The organism is Litoribacterium kuwaitense (assembly GCF_011058155.1).
Classification (GTDB): Bacteria; Bacillota; Bacilli; order Bacillales; family DSM-28697; genus Litoribacterium; species Litoribacterium kuwaitense.
The window spans coordinates 1-25,348 of record NZ_JAALFC010000018.1 but is presented as its reverse complement, the minus strand read 5'-3'; the positions used below and the strand labels follow the sequence as shown (position 1 = coordinate 25,348).

21 protein-coding genes and 2 pseudogenes are annotated in these 25,348 nt (G+C 41.5%); 12 read left to right on the top strand and 11 right to left on the bottom strand.

Features of this window, described 5'->3' with window-relative positions:
• Positions 1–40: 40 nt before the first annotated feature.
• The 3 genes and pseudogenes from glpK to G4V62_RS10585 all read right to left on the bottom strand — a co-directional run bounded on the left by glpK (position 41) and on the right by G4V62_RS10585 (position 3,803).
• The gene (gene glpK, locus G4V62_RS10595; protein ID WP_165202005.1) at positions 41–1,546 is read right to left on the bottom strand and encodes a glycerol kinase GlpK; all 1,506 of its coding nucleotides are present in this window, start codon (positions 1,544–1,546) and stop codon (positions 41–43) included.
• Positions 1,515–2,653 (bottom strand): annotated as a pseudogene (eutH, locus tag G4V62_RS10590) (ethanolamine utilization protein EutH). Before eutH ends, glpK begins: the two are co-directional and overlap by 32 nt.
• A 382-nt stretch (positions 2,654–3,035) precedes the next feature.
• Positions 3,036–3,803, bottom strand: coding sequence for a DeoR/GlpR family DNA-binding transcription regulator (locus tag G4V62_RS10585; RefSeq protein WP_165202001.1), 768 nt, complete (start codon positions 3,801–3,803; stop codon positions 3,036–3,038).
• Between the two features lie 337 nt (positions 3,804–4,140).
• Here G4V62_RS10585 and G4V62_RS10580 point away from each other — a divergent pair, with 337 nt between their 5' ends.
• The 4 genes from G4V62_RS10580 (at position 4,141) to G4V62_RS10565 (ending at position 7,454) form a co-directional block, all read left to right on the top strand.
• Positions 4,141–5,004, top strand: a complete 864-nt coding sequence (locus tag G4V62_RS10580) for a M15 family metallopeptidase (protein WP_165201999.1) — start codon at positions 4,141–4,143, stop codon at positions 5,002–5,004.
• A gap of 99 nt (positions 5,005–5,103) precedes the next feature.
• Entirely contained in the window at positions 5,104–5,823 is a 720-nt protein-coding gene (locus tag G4V62_RS10575; protein ID WP_165201997.1) for an ABC transporter permease subunit, read from the top strand.
• Positions 5,824–5,825: 2 nt separating this feature from the next.
• Entirely contained in the window at positions 5,826–6,761 is a 936-nt protein-coding gene (locus G4V62_RS10570; protein ID WP_165201995.1) for an ABC transporter ATP-binding protein, read from the top strand.
• 456 nt (positions 6,762–7,217) lie between these two features.
• The gene (locus G4V62_RS10565) at positions 7,218–7,454 is read left to right on the top strand and encodes a hypothetical protein (RefSeq protein ID WP_165201993.1); all 237 of its coding nucleotides are present in this window, start codon (positions 7,218–7,220) and stop codon (positions 7,452–7,454) included.
• A 270-nt stretch (positions 7,455–7,724) separates the two neighbouring features.
• Here the strand turns inward: G4V62_RS10565 and ucpA are convergent, their stop codons facing one another.
• The 5 genes from ucpA to G4V62_RS10540 all read right to left on the bottom strand — a co-directional run bounded on the left by ucpA (position 7,725) and on the right by G4V62_RS10540 (position 13,651).
• Positions 7,725–8,516 carry an SDR family oxidoreductase UcpA gene (ucpA, locus tag G4V62_RS10560; protein ID WP_165201991.1) on the bottom strand — a complete coding sequence of 264 codons (792 nt, stop codon included), beginning with the start codon at positions 8,514–8,516 and terminating at the stop codon, positions 7,725–7,727.
• 329 nt (positions 8,517–8,845) lie between these two features.
• The gene (locus G4V62_RS10555) at positions 8,846–10,306 is read right to left on the bottom strand and encodes a sulfatase family protein (protein WP_165201989.1); all 1,461 of its coding nucleotides are present in this window, start codon (positions 10,304–10,306) and stop codon (positions 8,846–8,848) included.
• 26 nt (positions 10,307–10,332) lie between these two features.
• Positions 10,333–11,163 carry a carbohydrate ABC transporter permease gene (locus G4V62_RS10550; RefSeq protein WP_212508744.1) on the bottom strand — a complete coding sequence of 277 codons (831 nt, stop codon included), beginning with the start codon at positions 11,161–11,163 and terminating at the stop codon, positions 10,333–10,335.
• Positions 11,163–12,122, bottom strand: coding sequence for a carbohydrate ABC transporter permease (locus G4V62_RS10545; protein ID WP_165201987.1), 960 nt, complete (start codon positions 12,120–12,122; stop codon positions 11,163–11,165). The genes G4V62_RS10550 and G4V62_RS10545 overlap by 1 nt, the downstream gene beginning before the upstream one ends.
• A 50-nt stretch (positions 12,123–12,172) precedes the next feature.
• The gene (locus tag G4V62_RS10540; RefSeq protein WP_165201985.1) at positions 12,173–13,651 is read right to left on the bottom strand and encodes an ABC transporter substrate-binding protein; all 1,479 of its coding nucleotides are present in this window, start codon (positions 13,649–13,651) and stop codon (positions 12,173–12,175) included.
• A gap of 199 nt (positions 13,652–13,850) precedes the next feature.
• On the opposite strand from G4V62_RS10540, the gene G4V62_RS10535 reads away from it, so the two are divergent.
• Both G4V62_RS10535 and G4V62_RS10530 read left to right on the top strand, forming a co-directional pair.
• Positions 13,851–14,648, top strand: coding sequence for a helix-turn-helix domain-containing protein (locus G4V62_RS10535; protein WP_212508743.1), 798 nt, complete (start codon positions 13,851–13,853; stop codon positions 14,646–14,648).
• 116 nt (positions 14,649–14,764) lie between these two features.
• Positions 14,765–15,394, top strand: coding sequence for a restriction endonuclease (locus G4V62_RS10530; protein ID WP_165201983.1), 630 nt, complete (start codon positions 14,765–14,767; stop codon positions 15,392–15,394).
• Between the two features lie 93 nt (positions 15,395–15,487).
• Here the strand turns inward: G4V62_RS10530 and G4V62_RS10525 are convergent, their stop codons facing one another.
• Entirely contained in the window at positions 15,488–16,192 is a 705-nt protein-coding gene (locus G4V62_RS10525; protein WP_165201981.1) for an N-acetylmannosamine-6-phosphate 2-epimerase, read from the bottom strand.
• A 109-nt stretch (positions 16,193–16,301) separates the two neighbouring features.
• Here G4V62_RS10525 and G4V62_RS10520 point away from each other — a divergent pair, with 109 nt between their 5' ends.
• Together G4V62_RS10520 and G4V62_RS10515 are read left to right on the top strand one after the other, a co-directional pair.
• On the top strand, positions 16,302–16,892 hold the full coding sequence (locus G4V62_RS10520) for a TetR/AcrR family transcriptional regulator (RefSeq protein WP_165201979.1): 591 nt from the start codon (positions 16,302–16,304) through the stop codon (positions 16,890–16,892).
• A gap of 239 nt (positions 16,893–17,131) precedes the next feature.
• The gene (locus G4V62_RS10515; RefSeq protein WP_165201977.1) at positions 17,132–17,764 is read left to right on the top strand and encodes a GDSL-type esterase/lipase family protein; all 633 of its coding nucleotides are present in this window, start codon (positions 17,132–17,134) and stop codon (positions 17,762–17,764) included.
• Between the two features lie 111 nt (positions 17,765–17,875).
• Here G4V62_RS10515 and G4V62_RS10510 read toward each other — a convergent pair whose 3' ends face one another.
• On the bottom strand, positions 17,876–18,262 hold the full coding sequence (locus G4V62_RS10510; protein WP_165201975.1) for a VanZ family protein: 387 nt from the start codon (positions 18,260–18,262) through the stop codon (positions 17,876–17,878).
• A gap of 168 nt (positions 18,263–18,430) precedes the next feature.
• Here G4V62_RS10510 and G4V62_RS10505 point away from each other — a divergent pair, with 168 nt between their 5' ends.
• The 4 genes from G4V62_RS10505 to G4V62_RS10490 all read left to right on the top strand — a co-directional run bounded on the left by G4V62_RS10505 (position 18,431) and on the right by G4V62_RS10490 (position 24,603).
• Positions 18,431–22,039, top strand: coding sequence for a dynamin family protein (locus G4V62_RS10505; protein WP_165201973.1), 3,609 nt, complete (start codon positions 18,431–18,433; stop codon positions 22,037–22,039).
• A gap of 34 nt (positions 22,040–22,073) precedes the next feature.
• Positions 22,074–22,484 (top strand): carbonic anhydrase, encoded by a 411-nt coding sequence (locus G4V62_RS10500; RefSeq protein WP_165201971.1) that lies wholly within the window; start codon positions 22,074–22,076, stop codon positions 22,482–22,484.
• A 54-nt stretch (positions 22,485–22,538) separates the two neighbouring features.
• A complete protein-coding gene (locus G4V62_RS10495) occupies positions 22,539–23,414 on the top strand; it encodes a PucR family transcriptional regulator (RefSeq protein WP_165201969.1) in 876 nt (291 codons plus the stop codon).
• 337 nt (positions 23,415–23,751) lie between these two features.
• Positions 23,752–24,603 carry a hypothetical protein gene (locus G4V62_RS10490; RefSeq protein ID WP_165201967.1) on the top strand — a complete coding sequence of 284 codons (852 nt, stop codon included), beginning with the start codon at positions 23,752–23,754 and terminating at the stop codon, positions 24,601–24,603.
• A gap of 65 nt (positions 24,604–24,668) precedes the next feature.
• On the opposite strand, the pseudogene G4V62_RS10485 reads toward G4V62_RS10490, so the two are convergent.
• Positions 24,669–25,348 (bottom strand): annotated as a pseudogene (locus G4V62_RS10485) (quinolinate synthase NadA); the annotation flags it as partial.

Sequence of the window (25,348 nt, the reverse complement as noted above, 5' to 3'; positions counted from 1 at the left end):
AAATCCACAAAAATAACTAAAAAAAGAGAGCCGGACCTCATTATACATCATTTTCAATCCAATTCTTCGAACGTTCCACAGCCCTTCGCCAACGATTCATTATTTGTTGTCTTTCACCTTCATCGATCTTAGGCATATACCGTTTGCTTAACTTCCATTTTGCTGAAATCGCTTCCAGATTATCGAACTCACCGACTGCCATCCCTGCTAAATAAGCTGCTCCTAAAGCGGTCGTCTCTGTAATCATAGGCACATCAATAGGTATTCCTAGTAGATCTGCTTGAAATTGCATAAGAAAATCATTGACAACAGGTCCACCGTCGACACGCATCACTTGTATTTTAATCCCCGAATCCTTTTCCATCACTTCCATGTTTTCTTTCACTTGATAAGCAATGCTCTCTAACGTCGCGCGGACAATATGCGCTTTTGTCGTTCCTCCGGTGATTCCGATCATTGTCCCTCTCGCATATTGATCCCAATGAGGAGCAGCCAAACCAACGAACGCGGGAACAAAATATACACCTCCGTTATCTGGTACTGATCTAGCTAAGTTCTCTGTTTCTTGTGCAGTTTCAATAATATTCAGACCATCACGCAACCATTGAATTGCAGCACCCGTAATGTAAATTCCGCCATCTAACGCATATGACATCTTTCCATCAAGTCCCCATGCAACGGTCGTTAATAGTCCATTTGGTGAATCGACAATTTTTTCACCCGTATTCATTAACATAAAACAGCCAGTTCCATATGTCGTTTTTACTGTGCCCGGCTCAAAGCAGGCTTGACCAAACAGCGCTGCCTGCTGATCGACGACACTACCAGCAATTGGTACTTTTGCCCCCATAAAGCTTGCAGGCTCAGTTTCACCGTAATATTCACTCGACGAACGAATTTCCGCCATCATCGATTTTGGAATGGTCAAACGCTCTAAAATGTCTTCATCCCAGCATCCGTCATGTATGTTCATTAACATCGTTCTGGATGCTGTAGAATAATCCGTCATATGCAGTTTTCCAGCCGTCATTTTCCAAATAAGCCATGTGTCAATCGTTCCTGCTAAAAGCTCACCTTTCTCTGCTTTTTCTCTTGCTCCTTCAACCTCATCCAACACCCACTTAATTTTCAAGGCTGAAAAATATGATTCTACGATCACACCTGTTTTTTCTTTTATGACGTCTCCCCATTCGGCTTGGAGTCGATCAGCCTCCTGTGCTGTTCTTCGGTCCTGCCACACAATCGCATTATAAATCGGCATGCCTGTTGTTTTATCCCAGACGACCACCGTCTCACCTTGATTATCTAGCCCCATGGCGGTGATCTCATTTAATCGTAAATATCCTTTTTCCAATGCCATTCGAATCGATTCTTTCGTTTTTTCCCAAATTTCTAAGGGGTCATGCTCGACCCATCCTGGTTGTGGATAATATTGTGTATGTTCCATATATCCTTGCGAATGAATGTTCCACGCTTCATCAAGAATGAGCGTCGTCGTTCCAGTTGTTCCTTGGTCAAGCCCAATAAAATACTTTTTCCCTGCCATTATCGAGCACTCCCTCTTTTAGTTTGTCGTTTTATTTTTCGTATCTCTCGTAAACCAATAAGCGACTGCAATCGCAAGAATGCCAGCAGCTATTTTACTTAAGACGACTGCTGTGATCATGTCTGGGCGAACGCCTCCTGTAAAGCCTAAATGATCTCCTAATGCTGCTGTTGCGGGAACGAGCCAAGCTGTATTGATGACCTTTCCACGGTTATCCATGTCCTTCATCATCTTATAAACCGGTACGCTATTTGCCATAGTAATGACAATTCCGGCAGCGCCTACAGAGTTCATACCTATTTTTTGACCGACTTTTGTTAATGGCTTTTCTAACCCTTTGACAATGAGATGAAGCATCGGAAATGCACCAAGTAAAATAATTGCGATTAAACCGACAATTTCAATCCCATCAGAAATTGGAGCCATTCCAGGGATGAGGACAACGCCTGTTAACGATTCGAATGCCGAAGCACCTAATCCGATCGTGATGACAATAACGATAAACTTCCCAAACAACAAGGCTCCTCTGATTAAAAGGTCTGGCTTTAGAGCTAAACCGATGATAAGCAATACCGACAAAATAATGACCGGAATAAGGTTCATAAAGATCATCTGAACGTCAAAACCAGCAATTAATCCACCAACTAACCCACCAAAAGGGACGGTGACTAACCCAGCAAGTAACCCTTTAGCAAAAAAAGGACGGTCTTCTTGTTCAATTAACCCTAGCCCGACTGGAATAGAAAAGACTAATGTACAACCGAGCATCGAAGCGACAACGAGTCCCGATAATAACCCTGCTTCTTCATTCACTGCTAACTCCATCGCAAGCGGATAACCTCCCATGTCATTCGCCAATATGGACGCAAACATTGCCGGATCCGCCCCCATTGCATTGAAAACCGGAATAATGACCGGTCCAAGTACATTTGATATGACAGGAGTCAGTGTAATAATACCGACCATTCCTAAAGCTAGCGGGCCCATTGCATTAAAGCCTTCTTCAAATTGTTCGCCCAATCCAAATTTGTTACCGATGACACGGTCAACCGCTCCGATAAGCACACCAATCGCCATCATCCAAATAATGATCTCATCAAAGCTCATCTACATTCCCTCCTTATTTCCACACAACAAAATACCGTTTTTCGCTTATTGATACCAATTTTATATGTGTTTGTTGTGTATTTTTGAGTATTATATCCTTTTTAGCAAGCGCTTTCAATCGTTTTTCGCTTTATTTTCTGCTTTATTTGCCGAAAACCACCTCTTTTCTAACTAGAAACGAGTCTAGCCAAACAAAAAACCTTGTTATAAACTATTCCATAATCCATAAATAATGCACAAAAAAACCCCCCTTTTCCATGTCAGGGTGGTTTTTATTAGTGATGATGTATTTTCTATACCTTATGTATGTCAATGTTAGACGTCTCTTGTGAGGTAAGCACGGAGCTGCCCTTTTCTTTGTGAAGGTAACTTCACTTCACGATTATTCCCCAAAACCGATAACCTTGATGTTTTTGTCCACATACGTTTGAGCAATATCTTTTTTTAATTTTCCATTTGTCACGATCGTGTCTATGTCTTCAAGCGAACAAACATTGACAAGTGCTTTTATGCCAAATTTACTGTGATCTGCGACAACAATCGTTTGTTCTCCCTTTTCAATCATCGTCCGACGTACTCGTGTTTCTTCTAGATGATAATCGGAAATCCCACGATCAACTGTAATTCCACCTGCACCGATAATTGTTTTATCTACATTAAAATCATTCATAAATTGCTCCGAAATAAATCCTGATAACGCCAATTCTTTCGCTCGTAATAGTCCGCCAGGCAGGATCACTCTAAATGTAGGGACATCAACCAGCTCCTGGGCAATCGTAAGGCAGTTCGTAATAATCGTTAAATCTGTTTTATCTTTTAAATGTCTAGCAACCTCTAATGTCGTCGTTCCTAGGTCAATCATTAACGTATCTCCATTAGAGACAAGCTCCGCAGCCTTCCTTCCAATCGCAACTTTTTCCTCTGCATTTTTCGTGGACCTGGAATAATAGGAAGGCTCTTTTGCCGATTTTGTCGTTAAAACCGCTCCACCGTAAACGCGCTTGAGCTTCCCTTCTTGCTCTAAGTATTCTAAGTCCCTACGAACTGTTTCAATAGATACATTAAATGCCTTGCAAAGATCAGGCACCTTCACAATTTTATTCGTTTCAAGCATTTCCAAAATGATCGTATATCTTTCCTGAGCTAACATGCTAGTGCTCTCCTCTCAAGCTACGATTTACCCTATGAATGTGTCGTTTGATTTATGATGAAAAAGTACGCTAGCCTGCAAAGATTGTCAAGTAGATTCCCTCTTTGGCAGATCCATTATTGTTTGGCTTCGACGTATTTAGCCTAGTTCCTTCTTTACGATCTCCCGAGCGACCATCACATACCTTCCTTTTTGTAAAGGTATTTGCGTTTTGTTGATCTATCAAACGTTATTAAGAGCACCTCATTTATGTTTTTCTTAAGGTTTTCTTTTTATTTTTCTCAAATACTTTTAACCTTTGTTCGTTATGATTTTTATAGAACAGGAGGCGAGAGAAATGAAAATATGGGGAATTATAATTTTATTTATGGTCATTATCACTCTACCATTTATTTGGAACCATGAAGATAAAATGCTGTCAAACACAACTAGTAAAACGGAGCAAACACCTTATTCTAAGAACGAGGTTACTCAAAAAGAGATTTCTGCGAGCCAGGTGCATACAGGGGATTTACTCCTTGTCAACGATCAACACCCTGTTAAAGAAGCGGCGGTAAAGAAAGACATTGTTAACTTATATGAACATCATGAATTAAAAGGTAACTACGGCTTGTATGATGCTTCCATTTCACTTTCGAAAGAGGTCACTCAAGCCTTTAATACATTAATTTCCGCTGCCAACCGAGATGGCGTTCAAGATTTTATAATTACGAGTGGTTACCGAAATTCTGAGGAACAAAACCAACTCTATGAAGAGATGGGCAGTGAATTTGCCTTACCGGGAGGATTTAGCGAACACCAATTAGGCTTATCCCTTGATGTCGGTTCAACGACAACGACGATGGATAAAGCTGCTGAAGGAAAGTGGATCGAAGAAAACGCATGGAAATACGGCTTTATTTTACGATATCCAAAAGGAAAAACTGACATCACTGGAATTTCTTATGAACCTTGGCATATTCGCTATGTAGGCTTACCTCATAGCGCGATCATGAAAGAAAAGGATTTTGTTTTAGAGGAATATTTAACGTATTTAAAAGAGGAAGAGACCATCTCGACAACGTTCGATGGGAAAAATTATCAAATTCAATACTATCCTGCGCCTATCAAAACAATAGATATCCTAAAGGGATACGATTACATCATTTCTGGCAATAATGTTGACGGAGTGATCGTCACTACCTTTAAACCATTCTCATAGACACCTCTCCAACCTTTTTCTTGGAGAGTTTTTTGAAACCTTTAAAAATAATTTACGTATGATTGATGTACAACACAATAAGAAAAGGATGTGAATCTATTGCTAGCGATTGCTCGTTACGAATTTATTCAACTTTTTAAAAGCATCAAAACCATTTTCGTCGTTGCTTCCTTTTTATTGATGAGCTATGGCCTGGCCCGCTTACAAAATGCGGCGATCGGTCTACTAGGTAGTGATGTCGGTAGCCCTGCTGAGGTTAACGATGCAATCGTTACCTTCTTTTTACTCGCCATTTTCGGCATCGGTTTTTTATACATCTTCTCGTTATCCCATGATCGTATAAATGGCGAAATTCAAACGCAAAATATTCGTTTCTCTTTAACAAAGATGTCTCGAGAAGCGCTTTACACAGGAAAATTCATTGGCTTTTTTAGCTTTTGGACGATTTGTTTGCTCGTTTGTCTCCTCATTTTGTTTTTCGTCTCGTCAACAAATATGATAAACGTGCTTCTGCCGCTTTTCCTGTTTCTCGCCTATGCCATTGCCTTAAATTTGTTTTTATCTACGATCATTCCTAAACCTGGAATGAGCCTCTTCTTAGGGTTATTCATCGGGCTCGCAGCGCCGATCGCTTCATTGACTGCCACATTTAGAGAGGACCTTTTACTTCTTCTAACCATTCACGAATACGTTCTTCCTTACAATGCGTTATTACATCTATATGAGCACGGACCTGGCGCATTAACGTTTGTTCCTATTTTGTGGACTGGTCTGTTTTTCTTTGCCGGACTATTTCTTTTAAAAAGGAAGGATTTATAAAGATGAACGCTTTAACAATTGAGCAATTAAAAAAGTCTTATAACGAAAAGGACGTATTGCGCGGCGTACAACTGACAGTGAATGAAGGGGAATTGTTTGGGTTCGTTGGTCGAAATGGTGCAGGTAAATCAACACTCATTCATATTTTAACTGGGATCGTCCATAAAAGCTCAGGTCAGTTTCAAGTGTTTAATCATAATGATCAAGATATGACCGCTATTAAACGTTCTGTCGGAGTGATGCCTGACGCCGCAAACATGTTTCCTCATTTGAGAGCTATTGAATTTCTCGCACATATGGCTAGATTAAAAAAAGCTACAACGGATAAGTCATCGCTCCTGTCGCTTCTCGCTTCGGTTGGGCTTCAGGGCGAAGAGCGAAAGAAAATTGCCTCCTTTTCATTCGGAATGAAAAAGAAGCTATCTCTTGCACAAGCATTGTTAGGTGAACCAAAGCTCTTGTTTTTGGACGAACCGACATCTGGCCTCGATCCTGAATCTTCTAGAGAAATTCAGCAATTAATCGTAAAATTAAAAGAAAATGGGCAAACAGTGTTTCTCACTTCACATAATTTAAATGAAATTGAACGCATTTGTGATCGCATGGCTATTCTTCATGACGGTCGCATTGAGCGCGTCGGGACGTTAGCACAACTTCAAGAGCAAGCACGAAACCGTGTCAAAGTGACCGTTTCATATAACGCACAGTTTGAATTGAATGAACAATGGTTGCACGAGCATCTCCCTGCTTTTCAGGTGAGTGAGCTTCAGCCTTCAACGTTGACCTTGGACACAGACTCAACTGACAATATTCCCGAAATGGTCAAAGCCTTTGTGTATGCAGGTATTGAAGTGCATGCTGTGCGCCCAGAAACACTTTCCCTAGAAGATATCTTCTTTCAATCCTCACCATCCGAGCGTGCAGACAACAGCTTGTAAAACTTTGTCTGCACGCTTTTCATTGAAGGCTAAATCCTTCGCCTGACCCCGACTTGTAGTTGTTAGAAGCCGCTATAAAGCCGTCTCCATTTTTTACATTAAGTTTAGTTTTATTTACCTATATTGATTTTATGAAATTTGACTTATCATTTAACTTTTTATTCCGCGATATTTTTGAAGAGCACTATTATTTTTTTGATGCAATTAAAAATCTAAATAATTTTACTAATGATCATCTTTCTATTAAACATAAGTAAAAAAGCTAAAATAATTACACTTTCTAAAGATTTTTGTTTTATATCTCTTCAGATGAAAGCAATTACATCAAAAAAATATTAAACAAACTATAAACTGCAGTATTTTCATTAAAAATTGTTAATTTGAGTACAAAGTCACACATGTTTAACATACCATTCCTTTAGAGAGATCATTATTTATTCTTAAGGAGTGTTTAAGATGCAGAAAAAAAACTCAATATACTTAGTCGAAGTATTCGATGCAATGACGAATGACGATGGTGAGCCAACTAAGTTTAGTCATAACTATGTAGGCTATTGTAGTACAGAAGAGAAAGCAAAAGAGCTTTGTGATAGCTTTAATGAGAAATTTTTTCGTTCTTCAAAAGTAAAAAATGAAAATGTTCGCTATCCTTCTTTTGTTTATATAGAAGTTAAAAACCTCGACCATTATTAGTCACAAATTACATAAATCATTCTTAATAAAGAACCAAAAATGATCATCTGATACGATTAAATGATCATGATATACATCCTTATTCATGTGGTTTGTTCTTTTTCATTTTTAACTATCGTTTCAATGATCTCTCAACCTATTTTTAATTTGCATAAAATAAGCCGCGCTACTTAGAAGCGCGGCTCTTTGCCTGTTGAAAAACCATTTTTGGTTCAGGCTATAATAAGTACTAAACTTTTTCTAATAAGTTGTTTTTTATTTACCGATATTTTAAACACCAACAGACACAGTTTCTGGTAAAGTGCTTCCCCCGTCTAACACAATTTGTGTTCCTGTGATATAGCTGGATTCATCTGAGGCTAAGAAAGCAGCGACCTCGCCAACTTCTTCAACCCGACCTAAACGACCTAATGGCACCCCGCTAGCAATACCGTCGATTACCTCTTGAGGATTGTCTGGATTTGTTTCTTTTGCCATTTGTTCGACCATCGGTGTCAATACATATCCAGGCAATATTGCATTCACAGTAATATTGTCCTCTGCCGTTTCCCTAGCTAACGATTTTGTGAATCCTAAGACAGCTGCTTTCGTCGTAGCATAAGCCGTTTCTCCTGCATCCGCAACCATTGTTCCGGTTACAGATGATAAATTTACAATTCTACCCTTTTTCTCTTTTTTCATGTGCGGCAATACCGCCTTTGTGACGTTCCACACACCGTTAATATTAATATTAAAATGGAAATCTCTCAGCTCTTCGTCCATATCGAGGAAGTTCGCCAAACGGACAACTCCTGCGTTATTTACAAGTGCATCTATTCGTTCGTACGTTTCTATCACTTGATCAACCGCTTTTTGTACAGCATCTTTATCAGTGACATCGACTTCAACAGCCATTGCTTTATAACCTTTCTCTTCTAATTCCTTAGCTGTGTCATGAACTTGTTTTGAAATGTCGAAGAGAACTGTGACCGCGCCATATTTAGCGAGCACTTCAGCAATTCCTTTTCCATTTCCCATAGCAGCTCCTGTAACAATAGCAACTTTTCCGTCCATTTTATTCATCGAAAGACCTCCCTTTATTGGATATCATTCTCACTTTGAGTATAACAAATTCTCCAGACCCATAAGGAAGATTAATTTTAAATTTTTGTTAACATTTACCTTACAAACGAAGAATGCTAAAAACCCAATCTATGACCAAAATCGTCGCATTCGTCGCTTTCCGCCTCTCTAACCCGCAAACTAGAGGTTGGGTTGCTTTCGATTCTTTACTTGCCTTTACGCCTAGACTGACAAAGGCATAGCGGTGTAAGATTTTCTTTTGAAAAAGAGCGTAGACAAAGTCCGGATAGACTTGACCTACACTCTGTAGCCGTGTATGAGATTTTCGCTTATAACTGTTCTTGTGGATGACGCCTTTTTAATTCTTCTACAGCTTCTGTCCGCCCTGTTTCCACTAAACGCTCGGCATACTTCTTCAAATGTCCTTTTGCATGATACGGACCGCCTTCTTTCATCACTGTCCATAACGGATCAACATCAACATCCATAGAATTCATCATGTCGTCATGCCATTCATTGAGCAGGTACACGGCTTTCATACAAATGTCCTTTCGTTCTTGTGCGACATTATGCTGCTCATGAGGATCTTCCTTTATATTAAACAACATCTCTTTAGCAAATAAGTGATAGCCATCATGGTACGTACGAATGTACAGCCAATCATCAAAGCGTACACTGCGCTGGCAAACGTGAGCACATTGCGAGACGACTAAGTAGTCTCTCCCTGCATCTTTATCTTCAGAAATGACAGTTGCGTAACTCTGTCCATCCCAATTCGGTGAAGGTTGAGTGCCGAACATTTCAGCTAAGGTCGGCAACAGGTCAATGTGATAATGAAGGCCATCGTCTATGCTTCCCGTTGTTTTACCAGGCCAACGAATAATCATCGGTATGCGGCATGTCCCTTGATCTGCTGTGCCATGCTCTCCATAAATACCGAGCTCACCCATATTTTCACCGTGATCGGCAGTAATAATGATAACGACATCATCCATAACACCTAGATCTTCTAACTTTTTAAAGACACGACCGACATGTTCATCCATATGGCGAACACCACAATCATAGCCATCCATCATGCGACGAAGGTCGTCTTTATTTTCTAACTCTCCTGGATACCTTGGATACTCTGGTAAAGTTTCATTGTTATACATATTAATTTCCATGGCACTATGTGGGCCGACCTTTTTTCGATGCTGTTCAAATACCTCATCTGTAATCCACGCTGGTAATGGGTCGTCAGCAAAAGGATTACCAAACGATTCCGGAGCACGATACGGCGTATGAGGATCCCAAAAGTTCACGTACAGCATCCAATCATCTTGTGCCCCATTCCGCTCTAACCAGTCCTCAACGACAGGCGTTACCTCTTCCGCAGACTCCATACCACCTTTTCCTGTGTTGTACATTTCATGATAGCCTGCGTAAAAAGGCCATGCCGAATGACGCTCTCCAAATGGACTAATTAACGCTGTTTTTAAACCGGCGCTACGGAAGATGGAGGCAAAGCTTTCTGTATCAAGCTGGCTTTTAAATTGACGCCCTTCTCCTTCATGACGCAGATCAGCAGCCGTACCACCATGTCCAACGACACCATTGTGAATCCCAAATTTCCCTGTCGTTAATGCTGTTCTTGACGGAAAACACGGGGCATCAGACGTATAATATTGATTGAAGCGTACGGCTTCTTCAGCAATCCGATCAATATTCGGTGACGTATTTCGATGATAACCGTAACACCCTAAATGATCCGGCCTCGTTGAATCTAAATCTAGCAAAAGTACTCTCATTTATTTTTCCCCTTTAGATAATTATTTTAGCCTTTGACAGCGCCAGCCATTCCATCGACAAAATAACGCTGCAATACTAAGAAAATAACGATAATCGGAACAATGGCAATTGTTCCACCAGCTGCGATTCCAGTCCAATCAACGATGTTCTCTCCACGCAACGCATATAAACCGACAGCCAAAGTTCGTAATTCTGGTGTGCTCAGCGTCAAGACGAGTGGAAGTAAGAAAGAGTTCCATGTCCAAATAAACTGCATGATTACAACACTACCTATAATCGGTTTCGAAAGGGGTAAAGCCACATGGATAAATGTTCTTAAAAACCCACAACCATCAATAATTGCTGCTTCTTCAAGCTCTTTAGGAATTTGGGCAAAAAAGCTTGCGAATAATAAGACAAAAAGCACATGGCCTCCACCCGCTTCAGCCATAATGACACCAGATAATGAATTCATTAAGCCAAGATCTTTAATGAGTTGGAAGATTGGAATAATAGAAAATTCCAGCGGTACAAAAATACTAATACCTAAAATGAAGATAAACATTTTCTTGCCAAAAAATGAGTAGCGCCCCAGTGCATAACCACACGTCGCTGTAATAAAGAGTACGATTAATATTGTTGCGATCGTCACGATGATGGAGTTGCTGAAATATTGACCAAAATTCCCTTCATTCCATGCGCGGATAAAGTTATCCAGCTGAAAAGATTCCGGAATTAAGCTTAAGCCTTTTTCAAAGAATTCATTTTGAGTCTTAAATGATGCCGAAATCATCCATAAAAATGGGTAAATCCAGACAAAACATAGGGCAATGAGAAAGGCGTGCGTAAGTCCTTGACTAAGCTTTTTCATTGTCATCACTGCTGCCCTCCTACCTTCTTAGAATTGAGAGAACGCTTCACAAGTACTTGAATGAGGGCAATGATCATAATTGTAAAGGCAAAGAAGATTCCTGCAGATGCTGCATAGCCTAAGCGAGGCAAGCCCATTTCACTTGAAAATGCAAAGCGGTAAATATAGGTGGATACAACGTCAGTCGCATAAAACGGTCCGCCATCTGTCATTGTTTTAATTAAATCAAAAACCTTTAATGAACCAGCGACATTCAGTAATAAGATGACAGCTCCCACCGGCAAAATCAGTGGCAGAGTGATCGAGAAAAACGTTCTGAAATGACCAGCTCCATCCACTCGCGCCGCTTCATAAAGCTCTCGCGGCACACCTTGGAGTCCCGCAATCCAATACACCATATTCATCCCAAGGTTTTTCCATATGTTTATTAAAATAACAGTCATCATTGCCAAATTCGGATCGCTTAACCAGTTGACCGGCTCGTCTAAAAGTCCAATTTGCATGAGTGTATAGTTCACTGCCCCATCCGAACCCCAAATATAAACCATAATAATCCCGACGACAGATGCTGTTGTAACAACAGGAATAAAGATCAAGGTTCGATAAATGCTTGCATATTTTAAGTTCGGATTATTAAAAACGAGGGCAGCGATCAGGGCCAGTCCAAGCATTAAAGGAACGGATCCAGCCATAAAAACGAAGCTATTTTTATACGCATTCCAAAAATAAGGATCTTGCATGAGCTCTTTAAAATTGTTCAACCCAACAAATACAGCATCTGAGCTTAACCCCGACCAATCGAGGGTCGAATAATACCAATTTACGATAATTGGCCAGCCTTGAAACATCGCATAGAAAATAAGATTAGGTAAAATAAATAGCCAACACCATAGCGTCGTTCTTCGTTTATTTGAAATCTTCTTTTTCGACACAGCCGACGTAGACGTTTTGGAGAGCGTCCTCATGAGAATCCCTTCCTTTCTTGACAAATCGGGGTCACTTAAGACCCCAATTCTTACTTTAATTCAGCATAATCTTCTTCCGTATAATCTTCTAAAGGGTCCCAATTAGGAAAGACAAAATCCGTTTCTTCGATGTCAGCTCCCTTTTCTTGCGCTGCTTCAATGGCTTTAGTCCATGCTACGCCTACTTGTTCTGAATACGTTTTCAACATTTGCTCGGGATTATCTACAGCTTTTGAAACAACGCCTCCTAACAAACCACCAAGGTCAGGGTGTACGTCATTGTATTCGTTAAAAACAGCGACTGTTTCAGGATTGCGAATCACTGGGTCAGGAATGCGACTGCCGACCTCTTGAACGATGTCATAGTAGTCTTTTAAATTCTCATCAGTCACAAACTCTTCATTGATCCCTTTAACAGTGGAAAAGCTGTCTCCAGAACTGACACGCTCCGCTTGAAAATAATCTCCACCGTAGAGCTCTTCCAAATACAACGCTGCTTCTTCAGGATGGTCTGAGCCTGCATAAATCCCCATCCATGGTGCACTACTTACAATAGGAATCGATCCTTTTCTTCCTGAGTCGGGTACCGGTGGCGCCATTACGCCGAAGTCGAGATCGGGATTTTCTTTATTCCAAACGCCAATCGACCAAGCACCTTGAACCATAAAACCTGCTTGACCTTGTCCAAAGAGAGCGCGCGCTTCTGGTGCAGAAATGCTCATTGTTTTCGGATGAAGGGAGCCATCATCACGTAAATTTTCAAACAATTCAAAGACGCCATTGACAGGTTCGGTCGCGTAATCTGTCGATCCAGTCGCAAGGTTGACCGGAGATGAACTATTCAGCCCGGCACCCGCCATTGAAGCCCATTCTTTTGCAGTCGTCAGCCAGCGATTATTTTGCTTACCGCCCTCTATCATTCCATAATATTGTCCAGCCCCAGCGTCAGTAATTTTTTGTGCTGCTTCACGGAATTCTGAATAAGTCTCTGGTGGGTTTTCCGGGTCTAGACCTGCCTCTTCAAACAAAGTTTTATTGTAGAAGACTAAGCTATGTGGCATCGTTTGTGCTTCAGGAATGGCGTAGATTTGCCCTTCGTTCATCGTAATCCCTTCTGTGAAAGTACCTTCGACAAACATGTCTTTAAATTCTTGATCAATCAAAGGGTCAATCGGTTGAAACCAACCATCCGTCACGAGGGTTTCTAGCTTCATTCCAGAAGGAACTGGAAACAAATCCGGTGCTTCTCCCGACTTCACCGCCGTTAAAATTGTATTTTTGAATTGATCAACGGTGAGCTGGGTATACTCAATCTTAATATTTGGATATTTCTCCATAAATTGATTATGAAATTCTTCCCTTATTGTTTTGACACTGTCGCTCCAGTCCATCACTTGTAATGTTATCGTTCCATCAGCATCTTCATTCTCTGATGCAGCATTATCATTATTGTTCGCTCCACATGCTGATAATAACAATGCAACTAAACAACAAAAGACAATCCGTTGGATAAAATGTACATTTCTCACATAATCACCCTTTCCGATATTTTTGTTAACGCTTTCTTCATTGCTGTAGAAACAGTATACGTACTGATCATATTTTTTGTCTATGTACAAAACTACGATGTATTGTATATTTTTATTTTCGTTTTTTTCTAATTATTTCAATTGCGGCTACCATATTCTAATGATACTATCTTAATAACCTTTATCACTCTAAAAGTAGGTGATCATCATACTTACCATTAAATCAGTTCATTTTGATGATTTTATTCCCAATTGGCTTACTCGAAAAGAGCACATAGATTACCATATTTTGATATTTGTAACTAAAGGGAAAAATATATATGAAATTGAAGATCAATTGCATACTGCCAGTGAAGGTGAGATCATTTTCTTTCCTAAAAATACCTTCCGGGCTGGATATAACCATCCTTCAGGTCCTCATCAAAAATATGCCATTCTATTTGAGGTGAATATGGACACGATGAAGCAAATCCCTTTTTTAGAGAAAGAGACTTTCGTTCACCATAAAGTTCACCATTTTCAATTTTTTCACCGTGCCTTCGAAAAAATCTATAAAGAATCCCAAAACAACGCACCGTTCAGTTCGCATATTTGTTTAGGTGTCTTCATCGAGCTCATTGGAAAGATCGCTCGGGAAATAGAAAAGCCAGAGGTCGTCCCCATTAAAGCCCAATATGTCGATAAAATCAGACGCTTCCTCCTCGAACACTATCGGGAAGCGATTCAAACTGAAGAATTGGCAAAGCTTATTCAACGATCGCCTAATTACACGAGCACTCTTTTTCGGGAAGTCGTTGGTCAAACCCCGATTCAATATATGCACCAGCTTCGTGTTAAAGAGGCGTGCAGTTTGCTTGCTAATTCTGATATGACGATTGCCAACATATCATTTTATTTAGGTTACTATGATACGTCCTACTTTTTTCGGATGTTTAAAAAACATATAGGTGTTTCTCCGAGCGAATATGCGCGAAATGTTACAAAATACCTTGAATAAGACGGCACACTAAAAACCTTGGCAAGCGTTAACTCTGCCAAGGTTTTTTACGGAAATTCGAGCGAACACTTGTGTGCTTTGATACAATAGTAACGTACGTAAGGGAGTGAGACGACTTGAACCTTTGGTTTGAAAATCTATCCATATCATGGGTATTCGTTGTGATAACCGTATTTTTCACTGTGTTATGTTTCTTTTTTCTCTGGCGGAGCTGGCGGCGAAAAAAGCGGTACGATGTAGCCAAAATCACGCTACGAGACATCGATCGTATGGAAGGACATGAATTTGAAGACTATTTAACGGTTTTACTAGCCTCCATCGGTTTCGTTACACGTCAAACAGCCAAAAGTCGGGATTTTGGCGCTGACATCATTCTGACAAATGAGGATGGAACAGCATTTGCCGTACAAGCTAAGCGTTATCGTGATGCGGTCGGGATTAGCGCTGTTCAGGAAGTTTTTTCCTCTGTAGCCTTTTACAAGGCAGATCGTGGCGTCATCATTACTTCTGCTCCGAATGTCACCGAAGCCTGCTGGCACCTTGCGAAAGTGACTCACACGATCATACTCGTTCGTGATGACCTTCAAGAGCTCATAACACGTGTTCAGAAGCGGCAAGCGCTAGAAGCAAGGCAGATCGTTGAAGAAGCCATCTATCCAGACTTGTCTAACGTGCGCCCTCGCTATCGCTCCCCCGGTCATCAACACGGAAAAGTAACCGCCGGTGCTTATTATATGAAGGTTTAAGCCTCTCATGACTGAAGTCGCTAATAGGCTCCACTCATTAACAAACGACAACCGCCAGCTTCTTTGTGCGACCACAAGAAAACTGGCGGTGAATTAGATGCGGTCTTTTCTCCAATCAGCAGCGGCAGTCGTATATCTTTCTGTAATGAGCTGAGGGCGCGTAATTGCTGATCCTACAACAACCGCGAACGCTCCTCGTTTAAACGCCTCGATCATTTCTTCAGGTCGGGTAATTCGTCCTTCAGCAATAACAGGAATTGTAAGAACTTGCGACAATTCGCTCACCAGCTTTAAATCTGGTCCTTTCTGCTGGGGAGAATAAGGCGTATACCCGCTCATCGTCGTGCTCACTGCATCAGCTCCTGCTTCTGCAGCCGCCAGCCCTTCTTCTAATGTTGAAATATCTGCCATCGCTTGTTTACCTTCTTTATGAATTTGGTCAATCAGGTCTGGCAACGCTTCTTTATTTGGACGGCTGCGCTTTGTCGCATCGAGCGCGATGACATTCGCGTTTGCCATTATTAATTGATTAACTTCTATGTGGGTAGGAGTGATATACACATCCGAATTCGGGTACTCACGCTTGATCAGTCCAATGACTGGAATGTTTACCGTTTGTTTGATTGCTTTTACATCCTCTACACCATTTGCGCGAATGGCTTTGGCACCACCTTGGTAAGCAGCTAAAGCCATTTGCGCCATAAAGTGAGCGCCATGTAGCGGCTCATCCTCCAAAGCTTGGCATGACACAATTAACTGACCTTGAAGCTGCTTCCAGTCAAAATGCTCCTGTGACATTAATTTCCCCCCTACAAATTCAATTTGAACATTTTCTCCATTTTCGCTTTCCCTTTACGCAATTCCTTCCTTGTGGTAGGATTTTTGAAAAATAATTGGAGTTTTTGCTATGAATACTTCTCAAAAAATTCTTCATGAAGCCATTCGACTTTTTGCCGATCAAAGCTATTCTGGCACCTCAATGGCGGACATTGCAGCCAAGGTAGGTATCAAAAAGCCGTCTCTTTACAATCATTATACGAACAAAGACAATTTATACCTGTCTTGTGCTGATGAGGCAATGAATCAACATGTGGAATTTTTCACGACTGCTGAACAACGATTTGACCACCTTCCGCCTCCCACACAGCTTCGCACAATGGTCACGGAATCGTCTCTTTTTTTTGCCAATACGGATGCAGGTCGTTTATACAAATCACTGCTCGTCTACCCTCCTGAAGTTCATGCCGAAAAGCTTAAACAGACCATACTTGAAGCGGAAACAAAAGTAACAGCTGTATTGAGGCGCGTATTGCAAAAAGGCCAGATCGATGGCTCCTTTAAAACCGACCAATCGCTTGACGATATTGTCGCGGCTTTGTTCTGTCTCATGGACGGCATTTTTCTCGAACAATTTTTATATGATAAAGAGACATATGAAAAACGAATTATCGGTTCTTGGAATGTGTTTTTATCTGGGCTAGCTACCCCGTCACATTAAATTGAACAAAACAAAGCACTTTTAAAAGAATGATTAGTCAAGCGGGCAAAGAATGAAAGCGTTTGGCAACAGGCTGCGGCCAGGTAAAAACACTGGCCTCTTCGTATTGTTTACTTCTCATCCCCACTTTCAACACTTCCCTATCACGATAAAGCTTCTCCAGCATAAAATAATACACATCTTTGCGAAGCGCCACTTACCGCTTATGATTGTGACTTGTTTTAAAAGGAGTGAACATCATGAAGGGACCTGTACGGTTATTTGCTACTGGTGATTCATTAACTGTGGGTGTTGGCGGACTCATATTTTCCTCAGGATACGTAAAAAAATATCAAGCCTTAGTATCCCAAGCCTTGAAACGTCCTGTTGATAAAAAGGTCCTTGCACGTCCTGGCCTTACGAGTGGTGAACTGCTTCAGCTCCTATTAAATGCCCCACCTTCCGATGATCAATACGCACACATCGTCACTTTAACTGCAGGAAGTAATGACTTGTTGCAGGCCGGTCGTCAATACTTAGTCACAAAAGAGGATGCCATCGTTTGGTCAGCAATCAATGAGTGCCTGCACAACATCGGGTCCATCGTAGACTTATTAATAAAACGCTCTCGCAACCAAGCACCTCCGTTGATTCGCATCGCAAACATTTATAATCCTTGGCCAAACCAGCCTGATTTTGACAGATGGATTCGTTTATTCAACCGACGGCTTCTCTATATTCAAAGCCCCCGTGTTGCTGTAGGAAATATGTATAGTATCTTTCAACAGCACCCTCAGCTATTATCGTTAGATAGACTCCACCCGAACAATGAAGGGTATGCACGGATGGCATATGTGTTTGATGCACTTGGTTATCAAGGTATATCAAAGTAAAGGGGCTATGATCGTTAGATTGGATCAGACGAACTAAGGGGTGAAATGGGTACTTTCATTGCGTAAATTTACCCCTTTATTCCAGTTTTCCACATGATAAATGACGGCGATTTACGACCGTCTCTTTATTTTTGTAATCACCAATAAAAATACATATGCACCTGCTGAATTGATGACGACATCATACCATGCTCCAGTTCGATTAGGATGAAAAAACTGACAAACCTCATCAAACAAACCACAAAGGGTCGCAATCGTCCAAGCAATTGCAAAACCGTTCTTCTTTGTTTTTAATGCCCACCATAGAACAACAGCTAAAGCACCGTAGGAAAAAAAGTGTGTCAGTTTACGTAAAAGAACATTTATGATCGCAATATTTTCAGCGGTCGGAATTTTTTCAATGACTGTCGCTGTGCCTTGTCCTGTAAAAAACGACATACGATAAGTAATCAACAAAAGCACCACCCAAGTAACTACAATCCATACGACCTTTTTCAATGGTTTCTGCCCCTTTTGTGAACCTTTTCCCCTCATTTTTTCCTCATCCAACCAATTTAAATTTTCATTCTACCATGCTTTGACATCCTAAAGCACCTGACTTATCATTTCTGTAAAGACACTTTCTGCTATGCTTGTTTTAGCAGACAAAAGAGAAAGGATTTATTCATGACTGTGACCGTAGATCATTCATCCGTTGCGTCTCTCGTTCACTTACATTTTCTGTTTCAGAATGCTGGAAATGAGAAGGCGCAGTTAAAAATAAAACGACTCCTCCAAAAGACTGTGCGCGGAGAATCGCATATCGCATTTTGTGGACATTTTTCGGCAGGGAAATCGAGTATGATTAATGCTTTTATCAACATGCCGGTTTTACCGTCCAGCCCTATTCCAACTAGTGCAAACCTAGTGGAGATCAAAAAAGGGCAGCACCAAGCAACAATTGAATCGATGAAGGGGACAACGTATACCATTCCTGAAGCTTATGAGCTCGACGACATCTCACATTTTATGAAGGATGGGCAGGACATTGCCTCTGTCACCTTCTCTCACCCGAGCCTACAACTCGACCAGAGTTGTATTTTACTCGACACTCCTGGCGTTGATTCTGTCGATGATGCCCACCAACGCTCTACAGAATCCGGCTTATACCTTGCTGATTTGATCGTTTATGTAATGGATTGTAACCACGTTCTTTCCGAAGTCAATATTCATTTCCTCCAAGCGATTCAACAGCAAAATAAACCGGTTGTGCTCGTCGTAAATCAAATCGACAAGCTGCATCATGAAGAAATTTCAATTGAGACCTTTCGCCAAGATATTCGCCAAGCGTTTCAAGAGCGCGGGGTGGATACATCGTATTTATTTTTAACCTCTGTTCACTCACCTGAGACAGCTGGAAGCGAATGGCATGAGCTATGTCATTTTCTACATGACTACGCAAAAAACGCTTCCAATCATGTCGATGAAGCTGCACGAGTGACAGCTAAAGCGCTAATACAAGAGCATTTGTCCTGGGAAAAGCAAGCTCAAAGCCAACAAAGAGAACAGATCGCCGACACCCTTGAGCATTTGACAGCTGAAGAACTTGAAGAAGCAAAAGAAGCGCTTTCAAATGAAAATCATGCACAACAAACAGCGATTGATCATCAAAAGCAATTTGCCGAAGAGACTCGGCAAGCTGTCGATCGTACAGCCGCAAACGCACACCTTTTTCCATACGAAACAAGGGAGTTAGCGGCCCAATATCTCGCTTCACTCGACCCGCAATTTAAAACGGGACTCTTTCGCAACAAAAAGAAAGTGCTTGCAGAGCAGGACGCACGTCTCGATGCATTTCATAACGCTTTATCTAAAGCGTTAAAACAACTTGTGACGAACCTTCGTGACCTAGTCCGCAATGCAATGCAGCAGGTTGGTATTAAAGATGAAAGGTTGGTTGAAAGCGTCTTTCATACAGACCTTTCTGTAACAAGTAAAGACTTGGCAGATCTCGTCCAATCAGGGGCGACAGCCAATGCAACCTATGTGTTAAAATATAGAGATGACATCATCGCATTCATTCGTCAACGTTCTCGACAGGCTTTCTTTCCGTTAATTGAAGAAGGACTCTCTTCGTTACAAAAATTTGAGCAGCATACCAATGAGGAGCGTCAGGCAAAGATGCAGCAGTTGGAGGCAATTGTTCAAGCCGACCAACAAAGACGTGCTTTAGATGCAGAGCTTGATAAGCTTGAGCAAGAAATGATCGCCGTTTTAGACCACCCACCTACCTATGAAGAAGAAGCGCTCAATCACCTCTTAACTTCGGAAGTGCGTCCTTTTGCAGAAGCATTCGTTCAGCAAGAAGAAATTGTTGAAGAACCAGATGTGTTGGAAGACACACAATCAACAGGGGTGAGCATTGACACTTCGAAAGTGTTGCAGGTCGATCGCCAAAAGCTAACACATGACCTTACCGAAGTAGGGAAACGAATTTCCGCGCTCCCTGGCACACATTCTGTCGCTGAACGCTTATATAAAAAAGCGGAACGGCTCAATACGCAACGCTTTACCGTTGCTCTTTTCGGCGCATTTTCAGCAGGGAAATCGTCGTTTGCCAATGCTTTGCTTGGTGGACGTCACCTGCCGGTCTCACCTCAGCCTACGACAGCTTCGATTATTAGGGTTCAAGCTCCAAACAACGAGCACCATGATGGCGAGGCTGTGATTCATATGAAAGATGAGGCGCAGCTACTTGACGATGCGAAAGACGCTTTACAGCCTGTAAATGCAGAAATTTCCACTTTAGAGGAGCTCTCTTCTCTTCTCGCTCAGCTGAACTGGCCAAATCATGCCGGCGCGCAAAAAGCCTTTGTTGAAGCAATTGCTCACGGATTAGAGCAGCAAAAAGAGACACTTGGTACATCCTTTGTGGCAACGAAAAGTCAATATATGGCGTATACAGCCGAAGAAAGAACAGCCTGTTTCGTTGAAAGTGTTGATGTCTATGTCGATTGTCCGTTGACAAATCAAGGTGTCGTGCTCGTTGATACACCTGGGGCCGACTCGATGAATAGCAGACATACGTCCGTTGCTTTTGACTATATTAAAAATGCTGATGCTATTCTTTTTGTGACGTATTACAACCATGCATTCTCTAAAGCAGATCGACAGTTTCTGGAACAGCTCGGTAAAGTGAAAGACGCTTTTGCGTTGGATAAAATGTTTTTTATTGTCAATGCTAAAGATTTAGCAAAAAACGACGCTGAGCTTGAACAAGTGCAATCCTATGTAAAACAGCAGCTCATTGCTCGTCAAATTCAGCAACCGCGGCTGTACGCTATTTCGAGCCGTCAAGCGTTGTCTTCTTCTGAAGAAACTCGTCAGCAATCTGGGCTTGGGGCAATGAAACAGCGCTTTAATGACTTCATCCAAAATGAACTTGCAAGTGTCGTCACCAATGAAGCGATCGCTGACTTGCGTTTCGTCAAGCGTCTCCTCTCTGAAGCTTCCGAGAATGCGCGGCTTTCAGAAGAAATGCGACAGGAAAAAGCCGACACCATTCTTAAGAAGCGGGATGCCATATTACACAAGATTCAAAGCACAGCTCAATCCCCTCTTGAAACAGCGCTTAAAAACGAGGAGGATCAGCTATTATATCACGTGAAGCAGCGTTCACAGTTCAATACTGGAACGTGGTTTAAGCAAGCTTTCCACCCTGGGCTTTTCGCTGAACGTTCAGCAAAGGAAGCCTTTCAAGCTGGGATGAACGATTTTCTAACCCTCATCAACGAAGCTTTAGCACAAGAGCTTAGGGCAACTGCACTTAGACTCGAACAAAAAAGCTATCAACTGACGGTGGAAGCACAAGAAAATTGGGCTGAGACCTTTGCGAAACATTTTCAAGAATCATTGCCAACCGTTGATATGAAACAGCAGAAAGTACCAGAAATGATCGAAGTGATCCAGTTTTCTTCTGAAGTACTTCGAACGTGGCAAAAGCATATGAAAAATGCTAAATATTTCTCAGAGGGACCGGGTAGAGAACAATTACAGAACGATCTGTTCAAGGCTTTAGATGATGCGTTGTCTGCTTGGCAAAAAAGTGCTGAACAGCTTTTGACCCCGTGGGCATCTAAGCATTTGCACGCACAGCTTGACGCATGCAAGCAATCATCTCAGGATGCCGTAAAAGAAACGGCTGCGTCACTCTTGTCAGCGCTCTCCCCTGAGGCTGTAGAAGCGTGGCAAAAAGAAGAAAAATTTGTTGAACAAACACTGTTGTCTTACACTTAAAAAAACAATAACTTAAAAAATGGAGTTGGTTAAATTGCCGATATCTATCGATCAAACATTTGCGACAGCTATTAATTGTATGGATGGTCGTGTTCAAGAGCCTGTCAATCAATGGATTAAGGAACATTACGACATACAATATGTCGACTGTGTCACAGCACCAGGCGCCAACAAAGTGTTAATTGATGGCAATGAAGGTGATGTTGAACGCCTCAAGCAAATGATTGAAGTTTCCGTGAACGCCCACAGATCGAAGGTCATCATTGTAGCTGGTCATGACGATTGTGCCGGTCACCCATGTACATCCGATGTGCAAAAAGAAACGACAGAACGTGCTCTCGAGCGCCTTCGCACTTGGTATCCACAACTGACTCTTGTCAGCCTGCATGTGAGTGAGGAAGGTCAAGTGACTCAACTCTCTGTCAGCGAATCTCGTTCAGCTTAAGAATGAAGGGTGGTGAAGCGCTGTCGGCCTGATAAAGTTAGGCAGCGAGCCCCTATGCTTGATCATCTCAAACGTTTATATCAGGACAACCTCATTTTTGAACATGCTGTTCATGATGCCGGTCAATATGAATGGTTTCATGTTGAAGGGCAGTGGGTCGGCATTTTAAAAACTGCAATGGGTCTAAAAGAAAGACAGTTATTAGAGCTTTTTTTTAGTCATGAAATCGATACGCATACGCTAAATGATCAGGAGCGTCCGTGGCACCAGCTGTTCATAGAAAAAAGTATGCCAACAGAGCCATTACCTGAACATCGGTTAATCCATTTTCATATTAAAGAAGCGCTCTTAGATCGAGATTCTTTTGCAGAAGCTGTCAAAGGCATTTACCCTTACACACCCGTCATCATTTGGGAAAGCTTACACCGAGGCTTTCTCATCGAGCCACAGACCGTAAGTTTAGAGGAACCGATCGCTTATGAGGATTTGGCTGAAGCGTTAACCGGAGACTTTTACTCAGATGTCCATGTATACATTGGCCACACACAAAAAGCCGACGAAAATGCTTATGCCCGCTATCTTATTGAACAAGAAAGCTTTGCGATATCAAGAAAGCTTCATTCGAAATCACCCGTTTTTTTCCATGCTGAGCAACTTCCGCTTTATCTTGTCTCCCAAAGCTCACAGGAAACCATTGCAGAGGTGAAAGCGATGCTCGAACAAGTTGCTGATGACAAAGAGCTGCTTCACAGTGTCAGGAAGTTTCTCGAATCAAACATGAATATTTCAACTGCTGCAAAAGCACTGTTTGTCCACCGCAATTCCTTGCAATACCGAGTCGACAAATTTATTGAGCGCACTCAACTAGATGTTAAAACATTTCACCAAGCCGTAACAGTATACATCGCCATGTTAGCTATGGATTTATAGTGTCAACGATACGTGTTCATAAGAGCTATTATTAAAGTGCAGACAAAGTCTTTCGCGGCTTTGTCTACACTCTTTTTTCGACATTTTCAGGCTAAATCGAAAGCCTTGCTAACGTTTGATCATAAGAAACGAACGAACAGAGTCACGACGGATGCGAAGCCGGCTCTAAGTTAGCGTTACCCTTTACAGAGCGTTTTTTTATTTTTTTGGAGACATGTTCCAGACTAGAATAATTTCAAAGCGTAAAAAATGGGATCAAAAAAAAGGAATTTGCTAATTCATAACGAATTCTGAATAAATAAAACGTTTTATAATTTGTAGAAGGAGGATCTGCCGGTTGAAGTATCATGAACTGATCGAAAAACCCCTTGCTGAACAAGAGAAGCTAATTAGACATTGGCGCGGCACGATGAAAACCTCAGAAATTATTGACATGTTGGACTGCCCGTATTACAAGCTTTATTCAATGATGAAAAAACTAGGGATCCCTCTCCGTGAAAAAAAACATTCTAAACGTACTGTTCCCGTAGAAGAAGACCAGATGAAAGAATACCGCAAAGAAGTCATTCCATACACACGATTCCAATTACTACCTAACCACCAAAAAAATGAATTAATTCACTTATATTTGGAACACCATTCTGCTCAGCAACTCGCAGAAAAATGGGAGGTTAGTACTGCAACTGTCTACAATCAAAGACGCAAAATTGAACGCGAGCATAATAGATCAAAGAAAAGCGAATATCATAGTCCACTACATTTACAACAAAAGTCTACACAACTAAACCAAAGTGTAGCGGATACTTTGGCTTTATTAAAAAAGACGCAAAGTACGCCACAACATACACACAACCAGTCTAATATACCAGCGGAATCACTGCCTAATAAAAATAGCCCCCATAAAATGACTTTTAATATCGAGGGAATGTTTACAACTTCACAAATTATTGATAAATTGAATGCGCTTTGTCCGTTTATTGAAGACCGAGGTTGTAAATATAGATTATCGTTAACGATTGAAGAAACAAATGAACAAACCAATAATGCTCCTCCGCTCGAATCGCTCTCTACTGAGGAGACAGACACAAATCACCTTACCCATCATGAAAGTACCTCCTATTCAAATCCCCAAAAAAACACCTCTTCAGAAGAAAAGGTGCCTGCATTTCACATTGATCATCCTTCGTAAATCATGCCCCATGAGTCCTTTCAATGACTTATGGGCGTTTTTTTGAAATAAAGACACACGCTTGTTTACACGAGCGCAAACATTCGCTCGATTGCAGTGTGTGCTGCCGCTGCAGTTTCCTCATCAACGCTAATTTGATTGACAGGCTTACCCGCATCAATTCGCTCTAAGGCCCATGTCAGATGAGGCAAATCAATGCGATTCATCGTTAAACATGGGCACATATATGGATTTAATGAACGGATATGCTGCGATGGGTGTTCTTTTGCTAACCGATTGACAAGATTCATTTCAGTACCTACGGCCCATTTTGTGCCTGCGGGAGCCTGCTCAATCTCCTGAATGATTTTCGCTGTAGAACCAGAGAGATCCGCAGCTTGAACGACGTCAAATGTACACTCGGGATGAACGATGATTCGTATCGAAGGGTCTTGTTTTCGCAATGCTTTGATTTGTGATACCGTAAAGCCTTGATGTACCGAACAATGGCCTTTCCAAAGTAATAGCTTTATCTCTTCCTCTTGATGATCTTCTTGCATTTCGAGCTGATGCCGAATTGGGTCCCAAACCGCCATTTGCGAAAGTGGAACACCCATCTCATATGCTGTATTTCTTCCTAAATGCTGGTCTGGCAAAACAATATTCGTTTTTCTGCGTATACGCCCATTCCATCACTTTACGTGCATTGGACGATGTTAGCGTCGCTCCCCCATGTCGCCCACAAAAGGCTTTAATCTTCGCTGTG

Bases quoted from the DNA above. Each gene is read 5' to 3' on its own strand.
- glpK (WP_165202005.1), bottom strand. From the start codon at position 1,546: ATGGCAGGGAAAAAGTATTTTATTGGGCTTGACCAAGGAACAACTGGA.
- G4V62_RS10585 (WP_165202001.1), bottom strand. From the start codon at position 3,803: ATGTTAGCTCAGGAAAGATATACGATCATTTTGGAAATGCTTGAAACG.
- G4V62_RS10580 (WP_165201999.1), top strand. From the start codon at position 4,141: ATGAAAATATGGGGAATTATAATTTTATTTATGGTCATTATCACTCTA.
- G4V62_RS10570 (WP_165201995.1), top strand. From the start codon at position 5,826: ATGAACGCTTTAACAATTGAGCAATTAAAAAAGTCTTATAACGAAAAG.
- G4V62_RS10565 (WP_165201993.1), top strand. From the start codon at position 7,218: ATGCAGAAAAAAAACTCAATATACTTAGTCGAAGTATTCGATGCAATG.
- ucpA (WP_165201991.1), bottom strand. From the start codon at position 8,516: ATGAATAAAATGGACGGAAAAGTTGCTATTGTTACAGGAGCTGCTATG.
- G4V62_RS10555 (WP_165201989.1), bottom strand. From the start codon at position 10,306: ATGAGAGTACTTTTGCTAGATTTAGATTCAACGAGGCCGGATCATTTA.
- G4V62_RS10550 (WP_212508744.1), bottom strand. From the start codon at position 11,163: ATGACAATGAAAAAGCTTAGTCAAGGACTTACGCACGCCTTTCTCATT.
- G4V62_RS10545 (WP_165201987.1), bottom strand. From the start codon at position 12,122: ATGAGGACGCTCTCCAAAACGTCTACGTCGGCTGTGTCGAAAAAGAAG.
- G4V62_RS10525 (WP_165201981.1), bottom strand. From the start codon at position 16,192: ATGTCACAGGAGCATTTTGACTGGAAGCAGCTTCAAGGTCAGTTAATT.
- G4V62_RS10520 (WP_165201979.1), top strand. From the start codon at position 16,302: ATGAATACTTCTCAAAAAATTCTTCATGAAGCCATTCGACTTTTTGCC.
- G4V62_RS10515 (WP_165201977.1), top strand. From the start codon at position 17,132: ATGAAGGGACCTGTACGGTTATTTGCTACTGGTGATTCATTAACTGTG.
- G4V62_RS10505 (WP_165201973.1), top strand. From the start codon at position 18,431: ATGACTGTGACCGTAGATCATTCATCCGTTGCGTCTCTCGTTCACTTA.
- G4V62_RS10495 (WP_165201969.1), top strand. From the start codon at position 22,539: ATGCTTGATCATCTCAAACGTTTATATCAGGACAACCTCATTTTTGAA.